Annotated in this window: 19 protein-coding genes; 9 read left to right on the top strand and 10 right to left on the bottom strand. The window is 39.1% G+C overall.

The window, feature by feature from the left end:
• Positions 1 to 26: 26 nt before the first annotated feature.
• The 3 genes from MTP24_RS08255 to MTP24_RS08265 form a co-directional block, all read right to left on the bottom strand.
• Positions 27 to 1,175, bottom strand: a complete 1,149-nt coding sequence (locus MTP24_RS08255; RefSeq protein ID WP_008133035.1) for a 5-(carboxyamino)imidazole ribonucleotide synthase — start codon at positions 1,173 to 1,175, stop codon at positions 27 to 29.
• Positions 1,176 to 1,177: 2 nt separating this feature from the next.
• Positions 1,178 to 1,660, bottom strand: a complete 483-nt coding sequence (purE, locus tag MTP24_RS08260) for a 5-(carboxyamino)imidazole ribonucleotide mutase (RefSeq protein ID WP_006792966.1) — start codon at positions 1,658 to 1,660, stop codon at positions 1,178 to 1,180.
• A 205-nt stretch (positions 1,661 to 1,865) separates the two neighbouring features.
• Positions 1,866 to 3,455 (bottom strand): ABC-F family ATPase, encoded by a 1,590-nt coding sequence (locus tag MTP24_RS08265; protein WP_083830945.1) that lies wholly within the window; start codon positions 3,453 to 3,455, stop codon positions 1,866 to 1,868.
• Between the two features lie 518 nt (positions 3,456 to 3,973).
• Between MTP24_RS08265 and MTP24_RS08270 the strand changes: the two genes are divergently transcribed.
• On the top strand, positions 3,974 to 5,182 hold the full coding sequence (locus MTP24_RS08270) for a porin (RefSeq protein ID WP_243530486.1): 1,209 nt from the start codon (positions 3,974 to 3,976) through the stop codon (positions 5,180 to 5,182).
• Between the two features lie 209 nt (positions 5,183 to 5,391).
• On the opposite strand, the gene MTP24_RS08275 is transcribed toward MTP24_RS08270, so the two are convergent.
• Together MTP24_RS08275 and MTP24_RS08280 are read right to left on the bottom strand one after the other, a co-directional pair.
• Positions 5,392 to 6,273 carry an alpha/beta hydrolase-fold protein gene (locus tag MTP24_RS08275; protein ID WP_008133040.1) on the bottom strand — a complete coding sequence of 294 codons (882 nt, stop codon included), beginning with the start codon at positions 6,271 to 6,273 and terminating at the stop codon, positions 5,392 to 5,394.
• A gap of 15 nt (positions 6,274 to 6,288) precedes the next feature.
• On the bottom strand, positions 6,289 to 6,777 hold the full coding sequence (locus tag MTP24_RS08280) for a GNAT family N-acetyltransferase (protein ID WP_008133042.1): 489 nt from the start codon (positions 6,775 to 6,777) through the stop codon (positions 6,289 to 6,291).
• Between the two features lie 91 nt (positions 6,778 to 6,868).
• Between MTP24_RS08280 and MTP24_RS08285 the strand changes: the two genes are divergently transcribed.
• A complete protein-coding gene (locus MTP24_RS08285; protein ID WP_008133044.1) occupies positions 6,869 to 7,069 on the top strand; it encodes a hypothetical protein in 201 nt (66 codons plus the stop codon).
• Between the two features lie 57 nt (positions 7,070 to 7,126).
• Here the strand turns inward: MTP24_RS08285 and MTP24_RS08290 are convergent, their stop codons facing one another.
• Positions 7,127 to 7,321, bottom strand: a complete 195-nt coding sequence (locus tag MTP24_RS08290) for a CPXCG motif-containing cysteine-rich protein (RefSeq protein ID WP_008133045.1) — start codon at positions 7,319 to 7,321, stop codon at positions 7,127 to 7,129.
• 214 nt (positions 7,322 to 7,535) lie between these two features.
• Here MTP24_RS08290 and msrA point away from each other — a divergent pair, with 214 nt between their 5' ends.
• The 3 genes from msrA (at position 7,536) to MTP24_RS08305 (ending at position 10,104) form a co-directional block, all read left to right on the top strand.
• Complete coding sequence (gene msrA / locus MTP24_RS08295; protein ID WP_138740961.1) at positions 7,536 to 8,135, top strand: peptide-methionine (S)-S-oxide reductase MsrA; 600 nt, start codon at positions 7,536 to 7,538, stop codon at positions 8,133 to 8,135.
• Positions 8,136 to 8,312: 177 nt separating this feature from the next.
• A complete protein-coding gene (locus MTP24_RS08300; RefSeq protein ID WP_243530488.1) occupies positions 8,313 to 9,227 on the top strand; it encodes a 2OG-Fe(II) oxygenase family protein in 915 nt (304 codons plus the stop codon).
• 133 nt (positions 9,228 to 9,360) lie between these two features.
• Entirely contained in the window at positions 9,361 to 10,104 is a 744-nt protein-coding gene (locus tag MTP24_RS08305; RefSeq protein ID WP_008133049.1) for a transporter substrate-binding domain-containing protein, read from the top strand.
• A gap of 68 nt (positions 10,105 to 10,172) precedes the next feature.
• On the opposite strand, the gene MTP24_RS08310 is transcribed toward MTP24_RS08305, so the two are convergent.
• Positions 10,173 to 12,284 carry a TonB-dependent siderophore receptor gene (locus MTP24_RS08310; RefSeq protein ID WP_008133050.1) on the bottom strand — a complete coding sequence of 704 codons (2,112 nt, stop codon included), beginning with the start codon at positions 12,282 to 12,284 and terminating at the stop codon, positions 10,173 to 10,175.
• An 84-nt stretch (positions 12,285 to 12,368) separates the two neighbouring features.
• Complete coding sequence (locus MTP24_RS08315; RefSeq protein ID WP_243530491.1) at positions 12,369 to 13,640, bottom strand: DUF3526 domain-containing protein; 1,272 nt, start codon at positions 13,638 to 13,640, stop codon at positions 12,369 to 12,371.
• A 75-nt stretch (positions 13,641 to 13,715) separates the two neighbouring features.
• Here MTP24_RS08315 and MTP24_RS08320 point away from each other — a divergent pair.
• A protein-coding gene (locus MTP24_RS08320) for an IS3 family transposase (protein ID WP_086007403.1) occupies positions 13,716 to 14,908 on the top strand; the annotation gives its coding sequence in 2 pieces (ribosomal slippage) (positions 13,716 to 14,021 and positions 14,024 to 14,908; 1,191 coding nt in all).
• 33 nt (positions 14,909 to 14,941) lie between these two features.
• Here MTP24_RS08320 and MTP24_RS08325 read toward each other — a convergent pair.
• Together MTP24_RS08325 and MTP24_RS08330 are read right to left on the bottom strand one after the other, a co-directional pair.
• Positions 14,942 to 16,369, bottom strand: a complete 1,428-nt coding sequence (locus MTP24_RS08325) for a DUF3526 domain-containing protein (protein ID WP_243530493.1) — start codon at positions 16,367 to 16,369, stop codon at positions 14,942 to 14,944.
• Positions 16,369 to 17,184: an ATP-binding cassette domain-containing protein gene (locus MTP24_RS08330; protein ID WP_243530495.1), complete on the bottom strand. Its 816-nt coding sequence runs from the start codon at positions 17,182 to 17,184 to the stop codon at positions 16,369 to 16,371. Before MTP24_RS08330 ends, MTP24_RS08325 begins: the two co-directional genes overlap by 1 nt.
• 234 nt (positions 17,185 to 17,418) lie before the next feature.
• Here MTP24_RS08330 and MTP24_RS08335 point away from each other — a divergent pair, with 234 nt between their 5' ends.
• Genes MTP24_RS08335 through MTP24_RS08345 form a run of 3 tightly spaced genes read left to right on the top strand, consistent with a single transcriptional unit; the run spans position 17,419 to position 20,748 of the window.
• Positions 17,419 to 18,681 (top strand): hypothetical protein, encoded by a 1,263-nt coding sequence (locus MTP24_RS08335; protein ID WP_243530497.1) that lies wholly within the window; start codon positions 17,419 to 17,421, stop codon positions 18,679 to 18,681.
• Positions 18,682 to 18,683: 2 nt separating this feature from the next.
• Positions 18,684 to 19,124, top strand: a complete 441-nt coding sequence (locus MTP24_RS08340; RefSeq protein WP_243530499.1) for a hypothetical protein — start codon at positions 18,684 to 18,686, stop codon at positions 19,122 to 19,124.
• The gene (locus MTP24_RS08345; RefSeq protein ID WP_243530501.1) at positions 19,117 to 20,748 is read left to right on the top strand and encodes a sensor domain-containing diguanylate cyclase; all 1,632 of its coding nucleotides are present in this window, start codon (positions 19,117 to 19,119) and stop codon (positions 20,746 to 20,748) included. Before MTP24_RS08340 ends, MTP24_RS08345 begins: the two co-directional genes overlap by 8 nt.
• Positions 20,749 to 20,781 lie beyond the last annotated feature (33 nt).

The following is a 20,781-nucleotide window of genomic DNA, read 5'->3' on the forward strand; positions in this document are numbered from 1 at the left end:
AGCTTTAGCCATTCAAAAAACCAACCCTAACTTAGAATAAGCTTTTCTGCCGTTTTTAAAATTCCCGGGTAATCGTGTTCTGGTAAATAATCAGTTAATTGGCTTAACTTATCTGACAGGTCATTCATATTATGAGCCGATACATTTATATGACCCATTTTACGACCTGGCTTCGCCGTTTTACCGTACCAATGACTTGTCACGTCGGGTAATGTAAGTACCTCAGCAGGGATACTTGCTTGTCCGAGTACATTGATCATAGCCGTAATATGTTTAAGCTCAGTATTACCAAGTGGTAAACCTGCAACGGCACGCATATGATTTTCAAATTGCGAACAATGGCAACCTTGCTGAGTCCAATGACCTGAATTATGTACACGCGGTGCAATTTCATTAACTAATAGCGTGCCCATTACATCAAAAAACTCAATGGCCAATACACCTACATAGTTAAGTTCGTTTGCAATTTTTGTAAATGCATCGTTTGCTTGAGCTTCAACATTTTGGTTATTTTTACCCGCAACCGACAGTGTTAACACACCGTTGGTGTGCTCGTTTTCTGTTAATGGGTAAATTGCAACATTACCGTGATTATCTCGTGCGCCAATAATCGACACTTCTCGGTCAAACGGGATCATTTTTTCAGCAATAATAGTATGCGGTGCATCTTGTGTTCCCGATGCTATAAACTCAGCCATTTCAGACCAAATTTCATCAATTTGATCATCAGATTTTAAACGCCACTGCCCTTTACCATCGTACCCTGCTTGGCAGGTTTTTATAACAAGTGGCTTACCCAGGTTTTTAGCGGCCAACTCCAAATGTACTTTTTCTGTAATTAACTGATAAGGCGCGCATTCAACACCGGTTTTGTTAAGTAACGCTTTTTCTAGTGCTCTATCGCCACCCGTTTTAATCGCGGCTTTACCCGGATAAAACTTATTACTGTTGCAACATAGCGTTAATACATCATCAGGAATATGCTCAAATTCTGCCGTGATTGCATCAGCGTCGCTAATAGCTTGTTCAAGTGTAGTTGTGTAAATCTCACCCGTTAGCGGGTGCTTAATTTGTTTAGTTCCCACATCGTAGGCAACTACATTCAAATTAAGCGGTGCGCCTGCAAGGCTCATCATACGTGCAAGTTGTCCGGCACCTAAAATTAAAATATTCATTGTTACTCTGCAGGGTTTGGGTTGGCTAATATTGTGTCTGTTTGATTTTTACGAAACGCTTCGATTTTTTCAAAAATGTCGGGGTTATGGCACCCTAAAATTTGTGCGGCTAATAAGCCTGCGTTTGCAGCACCTGGTTCACCAATTGCTAAGGTACCTACTGCTACCCCTTTTGGCATTTGGCAAATTGACAATAGAGAATCAACACCATTTAATGCCTTTGATTTCACAGGAACGCCTAAAACAGGAACAGATGTAAAAGCCGCTGCCATACCCGGTAAATGGGCTGCGCCACCTGCGCCCGCAATAATAACTTTAATTCCACGTTCTGCAGCAGAGCTTGCATAATCAGCAAGTAATTGAGGAGTGCGGTGTGCAGATACAACTTTGGTTTCGTACTTAATACCAAACTGCTCTAGCATCAGTGCAGCGTGTTCCATGGTTGGCCAATCTGACTTAGAACCCATAATAATGCCAACAGTCATAAATACTCCTCAGTAATGTATTTTAAAATAGCGGACTTATGTCCGGTTTTAGGCGGGTATTATACCCAAACACGTTTAATTTGCGAGGTTCGAATGGTATTAAATGAAGATTAAAGGCTAATTTTTTATAAATAATTAACACGCAACAAAAACAAAAAAAGCCATGTTAAACATGGCTTTTTGTAAATCTGAAATTACAACGTAATTACGCTTCTTTACTTGCTAGGTACTCAGAGTAATTACCTCTAAAGTCGATTATTTTACCGTCTTTAATTTCCCATATACGGGTTGCAACAGAAGAAACAAACTGGCGGTCATGCGATACAAAAAGTAAAGTGCCTTCGTATGCTTCAAGCGCTAAGTTTAGTGCTTCAATCGATTCCATATCCATGTGGTTGGTTGGCTCATCCATTAAAAGTATGTTTGGTTTATGCATCATAATTTTGCCAAACAACATACGGCCTTGCTCACCACCTGATATTACTTTTACCGACTTTTTAATATCGTTCTGTGAAAACAACATACGTCCTAAGAAACTACGAACAACTTGTTCATCGTCGCCTTCTTGCTGCCATTGCTCCATCCACTCAAACAAGTTCATGTCTTTTTCGAATTCGTCAGCGTGGTCTTGCGCATAGTAGCCAATGTTAGCGTTTTCAGACCACTTAAATTCACCTGCCTTTGGTGCAAGTTTACCTGCTAACGTGTTAAGTAACGTTGTTTTACCTACGCCGTTTTCACCAATTATGGCAATACGTTCGCCAACTTCTACTAAACCTTCAAGGCCTGAGAATAAAGTATTGTCTTCAAAACCTTGGCTGATACTTGTCATTTCTAGCGCGTTACGGAACAGCTGTTTTTCTTGGTCAAAACGAATAAACGGTGTTTGACGAGATGATGCTTTTACTTCGTCTAACTGAATTTTATCGATACGCTTAGCACGCGATGTGGCTTGCTTAGCTTTTGAAGCATTCGCCGAGAAGCGTGATACAAACTGCTGGAGCTCGGCAATTTGACTTTTCTTCTTTGCATTTTCACTTAATAGGCGTTCACGTGCTTGCGTTGCTGCAAACATGTATTCGTCGTAGTTACCAGGATAAATGCGTAGCTCACCGTAATCTATGTCGGCCATGTGTGTACACACAGAGTTTAAGAAGTGACGGTCATGCGAGATGATGATCATAGTACAATCGCGCTGATTCAATACATCTTCTAACCACTTGATGGTGTAAATGTCCAAGTTATTGGTAGGCTCATCAAGTAGCATAATATCAGGGTCAGAAAACAGAACCTGTGCAAGTAACACTCGCAGTTTAAAACCCGGTGCAATTTCAGACATAGGACCATAGTGCTGCTCAGTAGCAATACCAACACCTAATAAAAGCTCACCCGCTTTAGACTCGGCTGAGTAACCATCCATTTCAGCAAATTCAGTTTCAAGATCGGCTACTTTCATACCGTCTTCTTCACTCATTTCAGGTAAAGAATAAATACGATCACGTTCTTGTTTAATAGCCCATAACTCTTTGTGACCCATGATCACAGTATCAATTACAGAGTATTCTTCGTAAGCAAACTGGTCTTGATTTAGTTTAGCAACACGCTCATTTGGATCAGTGCTTACGTTACCCGAAGATGGCTCCAGTTCACCACTGAGTATTTTCATAAATGTTGATTTACCACAACCATTTGCACCAATTAAACCGTAACGGTTTCCTTCGCCAAATTTTGCTGAGATATTTTCAAATAACGGTTTAGCACCAAATTGCATGGTGATGTTAGCTGTACTAATAATAGCGCTACCCTCCAAGGGAGACAGGATGTATTTAAATTGCGCGCAGTTTAAACCAAAATGGCCTATTTTTCTATCACAAATCAAACTTACCAAGCACCAAAACTTAATGATTAAGAGTATAGATTTCTTATTTTATTTTCGTATTTACCTTATGGTTAATATTAAATTTAAGGCTTAAAAGCCATGCTCATATAAATTTTTAAAAATTAAGTAAGGTTATGCTATTTAATTGAAAAACATAAGAATTAGAGTTTTTATACTAGAAACATAATTAATAGCTAACTTGAAAAATCATCACAATAATTAAATGTTTTTAAGGTTGTAAATTTTCAAACTACTTGTGTATTTACTATAAAAATACACATTCATAACAACTTAAAAACACAATTAACTCAGCGTGAATGTCTACCTATTATGTATAAAATTTCGATGATGTTTTTTCACTTTTGACAAACAAAAGTGTTTGCTAGTGTGCCCTGCACTTATGATTGACCACATCGCAAACAAGGAAACACACAATGAAATTGAAACTAACATCAATGCTAATAGCAATAATGGTTAGCCCTTCAGTATTCTCTGAAGTAAACATATACACGGACGAACGCAATTCAATGAGTGTAGGTGGTTTTATAGACGTAAGAGTAATAAATACGCAAAACCAAACTGAAGTCGTGAACGGTACATCACGTATAAATTTTAAAATTGACCGAAAACTTAAGCAAGGCTGGAAAGCCCTAGGACTAGTTGAATGGGGTGTAAACCCTGTAGGTAGTAGCGATATTATTTACAACAATCGCTTTGAATCAATTCAGGATGAATTTTTATATAACCGTTTAGGTTATGCCGGCCTTTCGCATGATAAATACGGCCAAATTACAATTGGTAAGCAATGGGGTGCATGGTACGACGTTGTTTATGGCACAAATAACAGCTTTGTATGGGATGGTAATGCAGCGGGTGTTTATACCTATAATAAAGACGATGGCGCAGTAAACGGTACGGGCCGAGGCGATAAACTTATTCAATATCGTAGTAGCTACAATGACTTAAGTTTTACACTGCAAGCACAGCTCAAAAACAGCGAGTTTTATACCTGTGACGTTAGTGACATTACAGAACAAGAATGCGAAACGCTTTGGAATGCAGGCAATACAGCTGCCCAACAAGTAGAATTTAACTACACCTTTGGTGCTTCGGTTACTTATACCCCTACTGACATGTTAACGCTTACAGCCGGTGTAAACCGAGGCGAGTTTGATTTAACTTACGGTGATGGCACCACACAAAATGTTGAAGACCTAATATATGGTGCAGGCATTATGTGGGGTCGCGTCGATCAAAAAGGTCTTTATTTTGCAGCTAATATTAATAAAAACAAAAATCATGACACAGATAATCTGGGTCGCTTAATTAAAGACGGAATAGGTATAGAAACATTTGCATCGTACCGCTTTGATAACGATGTTCGCCCTTTTATTGCCTACAACGTATTTGATGCAGGCGATGATTACGTTATTCAGCCAAACTTTAATACCGATCCGAACGATGTATTTAAACGTCAATTTACTGTTATTGGTGTTCATTATTTAATTGACGAAGACACAATTGCGTATATAGAAGCACGTAAAGATTTTAGTGACTTTGAAAGCAATGATAAAGATCAGCAAGCTCAAATGGAACTATCGGAAGATGACGGCATTGCATTTGGATTTAGATATCAATTGTAGAAAGCAATTACCCTTTCGCGCTCTAGTGACTTAGGGCGCTCTGCCCTAACCTCACTCTTGCTTATTATCTTCATATACAATCACCTGCTAAGATTACCTTTTACCATATATTGTATGATGTGTTCTTTGCTGGATTTACATAAAGTTACTTAAAGCAAATCTGAATATATATTTTGTAGGCTGTTTACAACGTTTGGTTTAGCAACATATTAAGGCCCTTTATTTAAAAACTTTTGATATCCACCTAACGCATCTGCAACACTTAGTCTTGGATTATCGTTATGTTCCGCATTGGGATTAATAATAGATTCCCACTTTAAGTGCTCGTTAGGGCTGGCCTTTAATGCTTGTTCTAAATTACTATACGCCTCTAACATAAGTGGATGCTCTTCCTCACCTACCGATAAAAACAAATACGTTGGCTTTTTAAACATTTTATTCGACGCCTTTAAAAACGAGTCAACTTTGTTTACTACCGTCATATCGTCATACCAGGCGGCAGGACTAAATGCAAAATAGCCATTAAAGAGATCCGGTTTAGCATGAAGCGTATAAAGCACAAAACTGCCACCAGCAGAAAACCCACTTAAAATACGGTTATTGTTTAATTTAAATCGATTAGTCAAATAAGGTAATAATTCTAATTCTATAAACTGTAAAAACTTATCTGCTTCTCCGTTGGGTTCTATATTGTTTGTTGCAGGCGCTTGGGTATTAACGTCTTGGCGAGCATAAGGAGGTACCAAATCACGATTTCGAGTAGCCGTAAAAAACAAGTTAGGGATTGATACCAATATAGCTTGTTCGGCCTGTCCTTTGTTTGAGAAAGACGCTAATGTTTCATTCCACGTATCTAGGTTAAAGTTACCATCGGTTTTTATTATTAACGAATAAACTTTATTGGTATCGTAGTTAACGGGTAGCCTAATAAATACCTTACGCGATTCATTTAAAATTTTTGAATCAAGTGTAATGTCTGTATAAGCCGATACATAATGATTGTAGTAGCGGCCGCCTAAAATAAGTAAGCTTAACGTAATGACAGCTAATACGAGGTTAATTAGATAGTTTTTATTAATTTTTAACGACATGTATCTCTCTTTTTACTAATTATTTTTAAGACTACAAAACCAAATATTTTCGTTATTAGTAAACCCTAGTCCCTCAAGCAACTTGCACGAAGCTGTATTAGCTTTGTTAACCTCTGCGTAAAGCATTATTAACTCGTAATGCATAACAAGCTTTGGGATTAAAGTTTTCAGCGTTTCTTTCATGTAGCCTTGTTGCCAAAATTCAGGATCTAATTCAAAACCCAAAAATGCGGTTCTTGCTTCTTTATTAATTTTATACAGACCACAACTACCTATTACTTTATTGAGGGTATTCTGGGTAATCGTAAAGCGTATAACCTCTCCCTCATAATAGCCGCTAATATCATTTTGTATTAATTGTTTGATATCACTTTTGCTAATGGGTGTTGTGTAGTCATTAAACTGGCTAACAAGAGGATTATTTAAAATAGCATGTAAACTAGTTACATCTTTATGAGATATTAAACGCAGCGATATACGAGGCGTATTTATTTTTTCAAACATGATTTAAATACAGGGCAAATAGCACTTTATGAACCTGCATTATTAACTTACCATAGTGCATTAACAAGCATTATATAACGAGCACACAAGTATGAGTGACGAATTTAAAGTAATACAACCTACCACAACAGTGTATTGTCCTAAGCGCGGCGAGGGCTGGACCCTAACCGGCATTACTAATATAAATGAGTTTACCTCAGTCATGTTTGATGGCACACGTTACACGCTTCCCGCTCGCGAAATAGTAGAAGAGCTACTCCCTAACCAGCTAGCTCGAGAACAAAATAAGTAACGCCCCATCAATAAAAAAGGCTGCAGTTATGCAGCCTTTTTTATAATTTACGCCAATTTAAAATGTATCGTCTTCACTGTATACATTTACCTTTAGCTCGCCGTCGTCTTCAAATACAACAAACGAAATAGGCTTACAGCATACTTGGCAGTCTTCTATGTATTGTTCATCAATATCTGCAGCATCTAGTAATACCTCTATAACTTCACCGCAATACGGGCAGCTAATTGATTCCTCAGTTAATTGGTTCATCTAACACCAGGTAATTTACATCATCAATGAATTAACCTTAATCAACACGGTTAAACTTTTCAACTGCGTTTTTAGTGGAATACATAGTATTAAAATATAAATTAGACACTTTTGACCAAAACCAAATTTGTTAGATAAAAATATGAAATACCTTTTGTACTTGATAGGTCTAATTAAACGTATAGTTAAATTAATTATAAAGGTGGATATTTTTATGAAAAAAACACTCTCATTAACGTTAGCGTCTACCCTCGTTTTATTTAGCACACTCTCTTACGCAGAAGAGACAAAAAAAGCAGTGCTTGCAGGGGGTTGCTTTTGGTGTATGGAATCAGACTTTGAGAAACTTGAAGGCGTAACCGACGTAATATCTGGCTTTACGGGGGGTAAAATTAAAAACCCTACATATAATGGTAATCATAAAGGACACTATGAAGCGGTTGAAATTACCTATAAACCTAGCATTGTAAGCTATCAAGACATACTCAATCATTATTGGGTTAATATTGACCCTTTTGATCCGAAAGGCCAATTTTGCGACAAAGGCCCCAGTTATCGCAGTGCTATATTTGTTGCTAATGAAGAAGAACGTAAATTAGCAGAGCAATCCAAACAACGTGTTATTAAAGAGTTTCCTAGTCAAACCGTTGTTACGCCAATTTTAAATACAACGGTGTTCTACCCTATCAAAGGAAAAGAAAGTTACCATCAAGATTACTACAAAAATAACCCTATCCGTTATAACACTTATCGCTGGCGATGCGGACGAGACAGTCGCCTAGAAGATATTTGGGGCGACAGAGTTACGCATTAAAATTAAAGGCTGCATTTAATGCAGCCTTTTTAACGCTTAAAAAGGCATTAAACGATGCTATTATTAATTTTTTATTAATACTGTTTATTTTATTGTCCAGTTTATTAATATTTAACTCTACAATAAACTTAACTCCTAGATTGTTAAACCTGTATTAAATAACTGGAGTTACATCGTATGAAAACCAAACAATTACAATTAGCCCGTGCTCTAGATTTACCAACACGCCAAGAAATGTTAAACCGTGATCACTCGGTACAGCAGTTTTGGGCAAGCAACGACGACCTAATTTCAGACGCGTGGAAAGAATGGGAAGCAAGCGAAGTTGACGCGTCTACCTTTACGCTAGACGATTCGTTACTCGATAAAAATTTACGCGAAGCCATACAACAAGCATGGGAAAATCCATCTAAAGAGCATTTAGTAAAAGCGCTTTTAGAGGAAGTGGCACCTGATATGTTTCAGTTTCAATTTTTTGATCCTGAGCGCCTAACCGTTTTACGTGGCTACCTTGATCAAGTATGGGACTCTAACATCCCAATGCGCCCACCGTACGGTATTGTATTAAACCGCCGCGGCGTTATGCTCGATAAACGATCAGAAGGCTATTTAGCAGCCCCTAGTTTTCAAACATTTTATAACGAAATGCTAAACACCTATATGCGCCCTATAGCGCGTTTATTATTTCCTGAAATTACAGGTTACGACACGCAAACATTTGGTTTTTCTATTTACTACGACCCAAGTACAGATGCGTCTATTCGCCCACATACTGATGCATCAGCGGTAACGTTAAATATTAATTTAAATTTACCGGGTGAGGAGTTTACCGGTTCTGAGCTTGATTTTTACGACCTAGTTACAGGTAAAGTAACTCAACTTAGTTTTAAGCCAGGTATCGCGATGATCCACAGAGGAAGTGTGGCACATGCTGCTAAACCCATAACGAGTGGCGATAGAACCAACTTTGTACTGTGGTTGTTTGGCGACCGCGGGCGTTTACCAGCTCAAGGCGCACAACGCCCAGTAATAGATGCTACAAAGCGCTGGACTACGCCAGTAACAACACCCGATGGCTACGCACCATTTTAATACCCCTGTATAAAACTGATATCAATCAGTCCATTAAAGCTAATTAATAATTAGTTTAATGGGCTTTTTACTTGTTGCTTTACACGTTAATAACTATCTTTTAAACATTAATAGTTAATTTATTGCAGTAGAAATGACGTTAAACAGCATTTTAATAGCCGCATTGTTATTATCACCCATCGTTAATGCATCAATCACTGAGCAAACGCTCGTAGTAGGTTTTGGTGAAAAACTTCCCCCTTTCGTATTCCCTGATTCAAATAGTGGTCTAACAGTAGATATTATTACAGCGGCTTTAACACCTTTAGGCTACACAATTGAGTCTCGATATTATCCTTACACTCGGCGTGTAAAAGAGTATAAAAAAGGAAATATCGATGTAGTAGCAGATATTAATTTAAATACTGCAAACGGAAACATCCTAAAAGGTTATTTATCATATGCGTCTTATACATACGAAAATCTTGCTTTTGCTTTAAGTAAAAACAACTTTAAATTGAGTGAAATAGCCGATTTGAAAAATTATAGTCTATTGTCATGGCCAAGTGCTGCCATTCACTTAGGAGATGAGTATGCAAATATGGCTAAAGCTAATCCATTGTATAACGAAATACACGACCAATCGCTTCAAGTTAAATTTTTGTACTTAGACAAGGTAGATGTTATACAAATGGATAAACAAAGCTTTGACTACTTTCGCGCAAATATAAAAGATATTGATACAACACAAAAAATTGATAGGTTCCCTTTATTTGGAAAAAGCCCTAATGGATATTTATTTAAGTCTAAAAAAGTACGCAATGACTTTAATTTACAACTGCAAAAACTCAAAGAATCCGGCAAGTACAAGCAAATTTTTGATGGATACTTAAAATAATTAATTTAAAAACAAATAGACTGCCTATATAAGCAGCCTATTTTTTTATATCGTTTTAATGGATACGTTTAAAACTTATAGGATGCAGAAAACTTAACGTTTCTTGGTGTACCAGGTTGTACCCACGCATCGGCAAACGAGTTTGTGTAGTACGTTTCATCAAACAGGTTATTTACCTCAACCGCAATGCCAATTTCGTTTGTCACATCGTAATTTACAAAAACACGCGCTGTTGTGTAACTTGGTAACTCAAAGTCGGTACCAAAAAAACCGTTACGCTTGCCCACATGTAATAAACCACCACCAAACTTAATGGCTTTACCGTAAAGAACAGCAGATTGCACTAACTGTAAACTAAGCTGTTGCTCAGGCACGTTTAATAGTGATGAGCCCGCTTCTACTGTGTAACCAAAGTTAGCATCAAAAAATGAGTTTTCGATTGTTGCATCAACATAGGCATACGACGCCCAAACTTCAAGCGTATCGGTAAGCTCACCCGTTAGGTCTATTTCTATGCCTTTACTTTGCGCTTCGCCAATGGCTGCATAGGTAAACGCTGTTGCATCGTCTACTACTAGCATGTTGTCTTGCTGTACTTTAAACACGGCAACAGTACCAAATAATGCGCCATCGTTTAATGGAAATTTAACTCCCACCTCTGTAGATGTAGATTGGTTTGGCTCAAAACCATCGCCATTAGCATCGGCCCCCGAAAGCGGACGGAAGTTCTCACCGTAAGCACCATAAACAGATACATAATCGCTTGCTTCATAAACCACACCAAACTGCGGGCTCACGCGTGACTGCGTTTGTTTAGTGTTAGTGTTAGCTAGGCGGTTATTTATGCGCTGCTCGTAATCATCAAAACGTGCACCAATACGTATATCTAACTTATCGGTTAGGCTTATTTGGTCTTGAATGAATACCCCTACCGATTCTTGAATTTCTACGCGGTCAGTATTTGATGTGGGCGTTGGTAATGCGTACGCGCCGTAAACGGGGTTAAATACATTAATGTATTGATCGCCACGTACACGCAGTGCAAATTGATCATTTTCAAATTTATCGCCATCTATTCCGATTATTAAACGATTTTCAAAGCCTGCTACGTTAACGTTACCGCTCACTTCAGCTCTCAGTACTTGATAAGTAGAATCGTAATCCCGATAGCGTCTAAAGCGGTTTACTTCGCCATTTATTACACCAGCAAAACCGGTCTCGGTTGCAAAGCCTTCTAAAGAAGTATCGCGGTAGTTTGCACCAAATAAAATGCTCCAGTTATCATCAAAGTCATGAATATACTCTAACTGGTGCCCCAATACATCGGCTTCAATTGGGCCATCGCCCGGCTCACCTAAAAAGCGACTTTCAGGTATAAGGCCAAGCTCGCCATCTATGGCTAATACACCTCTATCAAACGGTACTTCTTGGTCGCTATATTCAAGCTCGTATATTAATTGGCTGTTATTATTAATATTCCACACTATTGATGGGCTAAAGCCTTGTTTAGTGGTTTCGATGGTATCTCTAAAGCTTTCGGCGTCTTCGTAAAAACCAACCAATCTAATTGCTACATCGTCGTTAAGCGCTGTAGTGTAATCAACATCGGCGCGGTAAGTATCAAAACTACCTACAGAGAGCTTAATTTCGCCTGCGGTGTCAAACGTTGGGCTTTTAGTAACTAGGTTTACGGTGCCACCTGGTTCACCACGGCCAAATAAAGCCGCGCGCGGACCTTTTAAAACCTCTACCGACTCAATACCCGACAAATCACGTGAGCCACCAAAGCCACGTCCTGCATTAAAGCCATTGACTAAGTAATTACTTGGCAGGTTTTCGTCACCTACAAAGCCACGTAACGAAAAACTATTCCACAGCCCACCAAAGTTGTTTTGTCGCGCAACAGAGGCTGATAAATCAAGCGCTTGATCAAGGCTTACTGCGCCTGCGTTTTCAAGGGCTTCTAAATCAATTTTAAGCTCTGACTGCGGTGTTTCTAAAGGGCTAAAGTTACCTTGATAAGCCTGGCGAGATGAAACAACGGTTACTTTTTCAATTGCGTCATCCTTTACGCTTTTACTTTGCTGGTTTTGCTCAGCGGCCATAACGTGGCTGCTAAATAAGCTTACTAAGCAAGTACTTAAATAGGTGAGCTTAAGCCCTTTTGTATTGGTTTTCATTGTTAACCTTGTGAGAAATGTAAGTATTTTATAGTTATGTAGTAATTTTAATCGCGCTAAACAGGTACGTTTAGCGCTGTATTTTTAGTTGCCGCTTTGTGTGGTGTTTTCAAAGCGTGGCATGTTTTCAAGGGCTGCTTTAGTTGGGTCGCCTTTGTAAAATAACCACGGGTAATAAAACTCGCGTAATTGTTGATGAAAATCTCTAATTTTCTGCTCATAAGCATAAGCGGCAATTGAATCGGTATTGGCAGCACGGGTTAAGCTGCGCTGCAATAACGACGGTGGCGAAATCCAAGATACAAAACCGGCTAACTCGTATTTTTTAGCGGCTGCGTCGCGATAGGCCTTTGAAAGCTTTGCCGCTTTTAAATCGCCCATTTGCTGAAATGCGTAATACCATTTCCATTCAAATTCGCTGTTCATATCAATATATGGTGCAAGCGCTGGGTACTCTTTAATAAAAGGCTGCATAGTGGCAGATTTTGGTAAATCCCACGCATCGTTTACAGCTTCACGTTGAGTAAGCATAATGTCGCCCCCTTTAGGCGAATGCACTGACTTGTTTATAGCAAGGTCGCCTAAAATAGGAATGATAAAAGCAAACAACACCCACAAACCAATTAAGCTGGAGGCAACACGTGGCGCACTGGTGGCATTTTTACCCCACCACACGCTTAGTGCAGTCCAAAATGCAAGGTAGGCAATACACAACAGCGATACATACGCCACTTCATACGCGCTTGCCCCAGCTATAAATCCGCCTACAAAAAATGGCAGCATTAAACACACTGTTATTGCTACAAACCTTACGGTTATACGAGCGCCCCACAAAGCAAAGTAAGACTTAGCTGTAGTGACTAATAAATCGTGCCTACCGCTGGTACGCTCGCTTGCAAATAAATCATGAAACAGCAAAATAATAACCAGTGGCGCTAGCGCACTAATTACAAACACAAAATCTATTTTACCGGCTTGAGCCACCTCAGCATTTTGTGCATCGCTTTCGTAAATTTGCCCCTCAAGCGCTAATAAATTAATGCGGTGTTTCCACGGGAATATATCGCGCTCGCCTAAAGCAGCAAATGCCAGGTTAGATGGCTGCGAGTACGTTAAATGAAAGCTGTAATAAGCCAACATGCCTGCATCGCTTTGCTTTTTCTGTACTTTGGCGCGGTCGCTTTGATCTGCTGCTTTTAAGCGCTCTATTGTTTGCTGCTGTGCGCTTACTTCGCTTAACCCGCTGTAAATAGCAAACCCCGATAAAACAAGGCTACACAGTAGTAATACCACTACGTATTTTTGGCGCAGTAAAAAGCCCCATTCACGCATAAGTTGTGTAATTAAATAGCTCATAACAAACGTTTTCCTACAAATTTTGCTCCTCACCCGTTTTAGTGGACACCTCCTCATCACTTTGAGGAGGCTAACATGCCTAGATATACCCAACCTAGAAAGACTTGGTTTTACCCCGTTAATTTCAAAATCAAAGCAGTCGAACTAAGCTTACGAGACGATGTCATGTCAAAGGACGTTGCCGAGGCGCTGGATATTCATCCGTTAATGCTTAGTCGTTGGCGAAAAGAGTATCGAGAAGGTAAGTTTAAAAACACGCCGCGCCATCAAAGCAACAACAAAACAATGAGTAAACTCCCAACAAAAAAAGAGCTGGATAACATTCAAAAGCTTAAGAAAGAAAATGAGCGTCTCAAGCAGGAGAATGACCTGCTAAAAAAGTGGCAACGGTATCTGGCGGAAGTACATCAGAACGATTTGGATTCATCCAAAAGTTCGGACAAGCCTTAGGCGTCAAATACTTGTGTTCTTGGCTTAATGTGTCGCGTAGTGGGTTCTATGCTTGGCGTGAGCGTACAGTGTCAGCTAGAGCGCTGTCAGATGCTAATTTGTTGCTGAAGATAAAACACGTCTTCAATGTCAATCATCAAACCTATGGTAGCCCACGCGTATTTCATGCGCTAAAAAAAGAAGGTGTAAACACAAGCCAAAAACGTGTTGCCCGCTTAATGCGAGAAAACGGTTTAAGAGCTAGGGCGCTTAAGACTTACAGTAAACCGGCGAAGGTTAAGTTCTTTTATAAAGAGATAGAAAATAAACGCAAAGATAGTGAAAAGGCCACAGCAATCAACCAACAGTGGTCTGGCGATATTACGTATTTAAAAGTCGGGGCTCGTTGGCATTACCTTGCAGTGGTTATCGACTTATATTCACGTCGAGTAATCGGCTGGGCGTTTGGTAAAAACAAAACAACGGAGCTTACGTTAAAGGCGCTAAGGCTTGCGATAAAAAAACGACAGCCAACAGAAAGTGTATTATTTCACACTGACCGAGGTGCAGAATACCGTGCTCACGTTGTACAAAAGTATTTGGCTAGCAAAAACATCAAAGCCAGTATGAATAGGCCTGGGTGTTGTACTGACAACGCAGAAGTCGAGTCGTTCTTTCATTCGCTTAAAGCAGACTTAATTCGAGGAAATAAATTTGAGAGTAGCGGTAAACTATTATCAAAATTAAAGGTTTACCTAAATTACTTTTACAATAGACAGCGATTGCATTCGAGTTTAGGATATAAATCACCTGCCGAGTTTGAATCGGCAGTTAATTGAAACGTGGACGGTGTCCACTTTATCGGGTGAAGATCATTTAATACCGCCCACAAGTAATACAATCCACAGTAATAACTGTAAAAACGCAGGTACACTTCTTTGTGCTCGAACATCTGCACTGTCTACATTAAAATTAAAGTCTTGTAGTATTTGCCAGTTCTCTGTGCTTACACGTGCTTTTTTAGTGGCTGCGGCATCAGCATTGCGGTTCATATCATCTTTGTAATCAAGCTCTTCAATATGAATTTTGTTAAGCCCTTGCACAAAATCAAAGCGAAGTTGCTCAGTTTCGCGTAAAAAGCGATGATGCGTTTCAATACTTGTACCCACCACAATCATAGAAAGCGTGCGAATAGCCACCATAGGGGATACCCAACCAAAATAACGCGATACCTGCGTTTGCTTAAGTTCACTTTGCATACGTTGCTCAGCAAATTGGTTTAGTACGTTGGCTTGTTTAGCCTCTGATTCACTGGCTACTAAACCTCTAAAGTTTACCGGCAGCTCACCAATGCTATTTACGTTGTACTTTTTAAGGAGTGATTGTTTAAATTGCTTAAATGCAGGGTCGTTCGTGTTATGGCCATCGCCTAGTTTTCTAAGCTCGGCTTTAACAGCAAAATCGGTTTCTATTTTACCGGCAGATGGCACAGCCGTTGAGGCCTTAGTACTTGCTACGCGCGGCATAACAATACACAGTAAAATCCATACAAACGCAAGCGCCGTAAAACTACCACTGTTTTTACTAAACACGCTCGATGCGAGTAAAATCAGTAATACCCACACAGTTAAATATAAAGTGTAACCTACAACAAAACTGGCAACTGCTAATAAGCTTTCACCCGCAGATACCGTAAACAAAGCCGATACCGCTAGTGGCGCAATAACTAAGCCCACTACCGAAAGCAGTGCTAGGCCTTTACCGGCAATAAGCGTAATACCCGACGTGCCTTGCGCTAATAAGTACGACAGCGTTTGCGATTCACGCTCACGACTAATAGAGCTGTAGCCAATTAATATAAGCAGTAACGGCGCTAATGTTTGCACTATAAAAGCAGGCGTTAAGCTACCTAATTTAGTAAGCGCTGTACCTTGGCGTTGTTCGGCAAACATTGCACTATTTTGCCTATGCCCTTCTAAAAATATTGAGTTACCTGTGTATGCGTCAATACCTGGGTCGAGGGTGCTCAGTGGTGAAGGCGTTCTAAAGGCATAGTGCCCATAGTGCACCATTCTGTGTGGGTGACGATCGGGCTGCTCAATAAAACTTTGCTCGGCATTTGATTGAAGTTCATGGCGATCATGGCTTAGTTCAAGCATAGTCATTGCGGTCACCACAACCGATGAAAGCGTAAGCAGTAAGCCAATGGCTAAAACGGTCATTGCTAGTTTTGAGCGAAGCCAATAGCGCCATTCATCTTTGGCAACTATAACCACCTTTGAAAAGTTATTTATACTCATTACACGCCTCTTTGCGCAAAGGCTGCGTGCACTTGTTCGGTGTCAATACGGCCGTTTTCTGGCGCGTCAAATTCGCCCACCAGCTCGCCCGCTCTTAGTAACCCTATACGGTTAGCTACTTGGCAGGCTCCGTATACATCATGCGTAACCATTAAAATAGTAGCACCCGTTAATGCAAGCTCGCGAACTAACTGGTTAAACTCATCTATGGCAACAGGGTCAAGGCCCGAGGTAGGTTCATCAAGTAAAAATATCGGGGTTTCACGTAAAATAGCCAGTGCAATCGCGGTTTTTTGCCTCATGCCTTTAGAATACGTTTGCATAGGACGCTCCCATGCACCTTTTTGCAAGGCTACACGGTTAAACGCGGCATTAATCTGCTCGTCTGTTTTATTAATATCAGCAAGTGACAAAAAATATTCTACGTTTTCGCGTGCTGTTAAATGCGGGTATAACGTTGCAGACTCAGGTAAGTACGCCGTTTTGCCGCGAACAAAATCAAGTGCTTTGCTCACCTCTTTACCCGCTACTTTTACTGAGCCTTGCGTTGGTTTATTAAAACCTAGTAACGTTTTTAAGGTGGTTGATTTACCCGCACCGTTACCGCCAAGTAGTGCATAAATTTCGCCTGAGCCCACAGTAAAATTTAAGTTTTTTAAAATGGCGTTATTTTTAATACTAAAACTTAGCGAGTCCACTTCAATAATGGCTTCACCTTTATTTTTATGAGTACTATTTAATAAAGAATTGCTGGTATTTTCAGCTCGTTGAGGTTCTATTTGTGATGTTTGATTAATTGCAGTAGGTGTTGTCACATTCACACTCTATTAAAGAAAAATTCAATGCGAAGGATGTTATACTATAACAACTCTTAATTGCAACAATATAACATTGTATTTTTAATCAATATTTCAAGCAGCTGAGCGTGTAAAATAATATGGCACTAAAAGCGTGATCACAGTCCGTCAACCCTAGCATTCTGGCGAGTTGGTAATTTAAGATATTGTGCTATCTTTTTATTATGTTTAATTAAATAAATACCGGATAACATGCGGATCATAGGCTTCATTATCACCGTATTAATGGCAATATCTGCAACTGATAAAAGCTATGCAAATGACATTGATGTTCAATTTAGCGGATTTGCATCTTTTGCCCTTAGTTACACTGACGACTCAGATATTGGCTTTGCATCTAATTATTCAAATGTAAACAAGTCTGGTTTTTCAGCTACGCGTGATTCAATTTTAGGTGGCCAGGCAAATATATCTTTGTCAAATAACTGGGATTCTGTAGTTCAAATAGTGATACAAGATCATGCATTCAAAAGCTTTGATAATTTTTTAGAACTTGCATTTGTACGTTACCGACCATCACGTAACTGGGCCATCCGCGCAGGTAGGTTAAACAGCGACCTTTACTTACTCTCTGAGTACCCTTACGTTGGATACGCTTACTTGTGGGTGCGCCCGCCTCATTCGTATTACTCGTTTGCAAACATTGCAGGTAATTTTGATGGAATAGACGTTGAATACAGTAAAGCCATTAACGATGGCTTCTTACGCTTAAAACTCGCTTATGGTGGCTCTACAGCAAAAATACACGCTTATAATGACGATTTTTTTATTGATTTTGATAACTTAACAACCCTCAGTGCAACATACTCTTTAGATGCATGGACAATGCGCTTTTCGTTATCAAGGTCCGCTTTTGGCGATTACAAACTAACTGCATTGGATGAGTTTATATCTTCACTAGATTCAGTACCGCAAAGTATATGGCCACAAGCACAAACAATATCGAACAAATTTAATACCAAGGGAAATAGTATAAAGTACGCTGCATTTGGGCTTACTTACGATTATGATAATTGGCTTATTCAATCTGAAATGGGTATTTCAGAGTCAGATTGGATAATTGCACCATCAGTACTCAACAGTTACATTAGCGCAGGTTACCGAGTAAACAATGCAATATTTTACACTAGCTTTTCTGCAGCAAAAAACCGCCACAATGTAATTAAAGTTATTGACCCTGTTTTTTCACCAGGTACACCCGAACAAATAACAAAACCAATACAACAACTGGCTCTAGCTGCTCAAGCTTCAATTAAGATTCCCTATGTACATCAGCATTCGATAAACGTAGGTGTTAAATGGCAACTATCAGAACGGTTAGCTCTAAAAGCTCAACTAGATCGCTTTGATATAAAACCAGTTGGTGCGGGATTATGGAGCTTAAGTAATCCTGCAGATGTCGATAAAGGTCACAAAGTACATGTACTCAGCTTAAATGCTAGCATGGTTTTTTAGTTATGATAATCGCTCGTAACCTTGGCTTTAATTTAATACTTTCCATGTTTCTGCTAGTTGTTAGCATGTATGCCGAGTCTACTGAATTTGTTGTAGTGGTAAACAAAAATAATACTATTAATGCCTTATCGAAACGAGAAGTAATAGATATTTATATGGGCCGATATTCAACTTTCCCTGATGGTGAAATATCAAAGCCACTCGATCTGCCCGCGAAATCAGCATTCAAAAACGATTTTTACTTAAAATTGGTTAATAAAGATGAGCAGCAAATAAATGCGTATTGGGCCAGGTTATTATTTTCGGGCAGAGGAAAGCCCCCCACACCATCAGCCTCTTTGGAAGATGCATTAAAAACAATTGCATCATCGCAATATGCAATTGGCTATATCCCCTTGTCGCACGTTACAGATACAGTAAAAGTGGTATACACGTTTGATTAAAATTATTAGCCAAAAACTCTACTTACGAGTCGCTTTATCTATTGCCTTAGTTGCTATTGTTGTATCAATAGTGTCGGCAATGCTGTCGTATTACTCAGACCTTAAAGAAAAGAAAAACACCAACTATCTACTGGTCCAGCAGTTAGCCCATACCGTTGAAAAAGCAGCGACTATAGCTGCTTACCTAAACGATCAGGAATTAAGCCAAGAAATAATTAATGGCTTGCTAAGTAACGATATTGTGCAAGGCGCAAGCATAGAGGGTAAATCAAACACAAAAGGAGAAATGGAATTATTTATTGCAAATGGAACTATTAATAAACAAAAAGAAGCAGTATTAGTTAAGCTTGTTCACCCTTTTCTAGATGACACTTTTATAGGCGCTTTATCAATATACCCCGACGATAAATTTATACAGCAACAAGCACAAGCCGCACTAAAAAAAGAATTCATATTAATGCTAATACAATCTATCGTCATTGCTTTTTTTGTGTCGCTTGTTGTACAAAGGTGGCTTACGAAACCTATTCAAAACCTTACTGATAGCTTTGCTAAAATTAATCCATCTAAACCAGAAACCCTTAAAATGTTAAGCTTTAAGCAGGGTAAACGAGATGAAATAAGTCGATTAACACAAAATATAAATGCTTTAATGCATGAGTTGCATTTAACTATTAGCAATGAACAAACCCTACGAAAAACAACACAAGAACTGGAAGCAAAATTTAGACTTATATTTGAACAAGCCAGTGCTGGCATTTGTTTACTGGATGATAAAAATACTATCACTACCTTTAACCCTGCATTTAAGCATTACTTTACCCTACCTGGTGAAGAAAAGTTATCAACCTTGCACTTCCCTGAATTATTAAATAACGTTGAAGAATTACAAAGTCTACTGTTAGATATTCGCAGTGATATAAATCCACCTCAAACAACATTAGATGTTGAGTGTAAAATAGGCTACAAAACGGTTTGGTTTCATTGCTTATTTGTAAGGTTAACAGACCAAAGACAAAACAACCGAAGTCCCCAGCAAGAACAATTAGTAGAAGTGATTTTACATGACGTGACCGAACGAGCAGAACGTGAATTTCAAACCCAATTTGAAGCCGATCACGATCCACTCACTGACCTATTTAATCGCCGTGCCGGCGAAAAGCGCCTAAAAAAAGCACTGCGTGAATGCGCTAAACAGGGCCAACATCTTGTGCTTATGATGATTGATTTAGACAAATTTAAACCCATTAATGATACCTATGGTCACGAAGCCGGTGATAAAGTATTAATAGAGATAGCAAACCGCTTTAAAAAGCGATTTAATAACAATACTGACATATGTATCCGCCTAGGCGGCGACGAATTCATTATTGCGCAGCAAATTAATACTTACGATAAAACCGCAACACAGAACCAAGCCATAGCTCTGATCGATGAGCTACAGCAGGACATTAGTATATCTCAAACTAAAAAATGCACAGTAGGAGCAAGCATAGGTATTGCAGTGGCTCCTAATGATGGCAATGAACTACTTGAATTAATGTTCAACGCAGATCAAATGCTCTACCAGGTAAAAGAAACAGGCCGCGGAAATGTTGCCTTTTATGACGAGTTAAAAAAATAAGATCCTCTTAAGTATATTGAACAATTAAGTTTT

The organism is Pseudoalteromonas sp. APM04, assembly GCF_022809815.1.
GTDB lineage: Bacteria > Pseudomonadota > Gammaproteobacteria > Enterobacterales > Alteromonadaceae > Pseudoalteromonas > Pseudoalteromonas marina.

Coding starts and splice junctions, on each gene's coding strand:
- MTP24_RS08255 (WP_008133035.1), bottom strand. CDS start 1,175: ATGAATATTTTAATTTTAGGTGCCGGACAACTTGCACGTATGATGAGC.
- purE (WP_006792966.1), bottom strand. CDS start 1,660: ATGACTGTTGGCATTATTATGGGTTCTAAGTCAGATTGGCCAACCATG.
- MTP24_RS08270 (WP_243530486.1), top strand. CDS start 3,974: ATGAAATTGAAACTAACATCAATGCTAATAGCAATAATGGTTAGCCCT.
- MTP24_RS08275 (WP_008133040.1), bottom strand. CDS start 6,273: ATGTCGTTAAAAATTAATAAAAACTATCTAATTAACCTCGTATTAGCT.
- MTP24_RS08280 (WP_008133042.1), bottom strand. CDS start 6,777: ATGTTTGAAAAAATAAATACGCCTCGTATATCGCTGCGTTTAATATCT.
- MTP24_RS08285 (WP_008133044.1), top strand. CDS start 6,869: ATGAGTGACGAATTTAAAGTAATACAACCTACCACAACAGTGTATTGT.
- MTP24_RS08290 (WP_008133045.1), bottom strand. CDS start 7,321: ATGAACCAATTAACTGAGGAATCAATTAGCTGCCCGTATTGCGGTGAA.
- msrA (WP_138740961.1), top strand. CDS start 7,536: ATGAAAAAAACACTCTCATTAACGTTAGCGTCTACCCTCGTTTTATTT.
- MTP24_RS08300 (WP_243530488.1), top strand. CDS start 8,313: ATGAAAACCAAACAATTACAATTAGCCCGTGCTCTAGATTTACCAACA.
- MTP24_RS08305 (WP_008133049.1), top strand. CDS start 9,361: ATGACGTTAAACAGCATTTTAATAGCCGCATTGTTATTATCACCCATC.
- MTP24_RS08310 (WP_008133050.1), bottom strand. CDS start 12,284: ATGAAAACCAATACAAAAGGGCTTAAGCTCACCTATTTAAGTACTTGC.
- MTP24_RS08315 (WP_243530491.1), bottom strand. CDS start 13,640: ATGAGCTATTTAATTACACAACTTATGCGTGAATGGGGCTTTTTACTG.
- MTP24_RS08325 (WP_243530493.1), bottom strand. CDS start 16,369: ATGAGTATAAATAACTTTTCAAAGGTGGTTATAGTTGCCAAAGATGAA.
- MTP24_RS08335 (WP_243530497.1), top strand. CDS start 17,419: ATGCGGATCATAGGCTTCATTATCACCGTATTAATGGCAATATCTGCA.
- MTP24_RS08340 (WP_243530499.1), top strand. CDS start 18,684: ATGATAATCGCTCGTAACCTTGGCTTTAATTTAATACTTTCCATGTTT.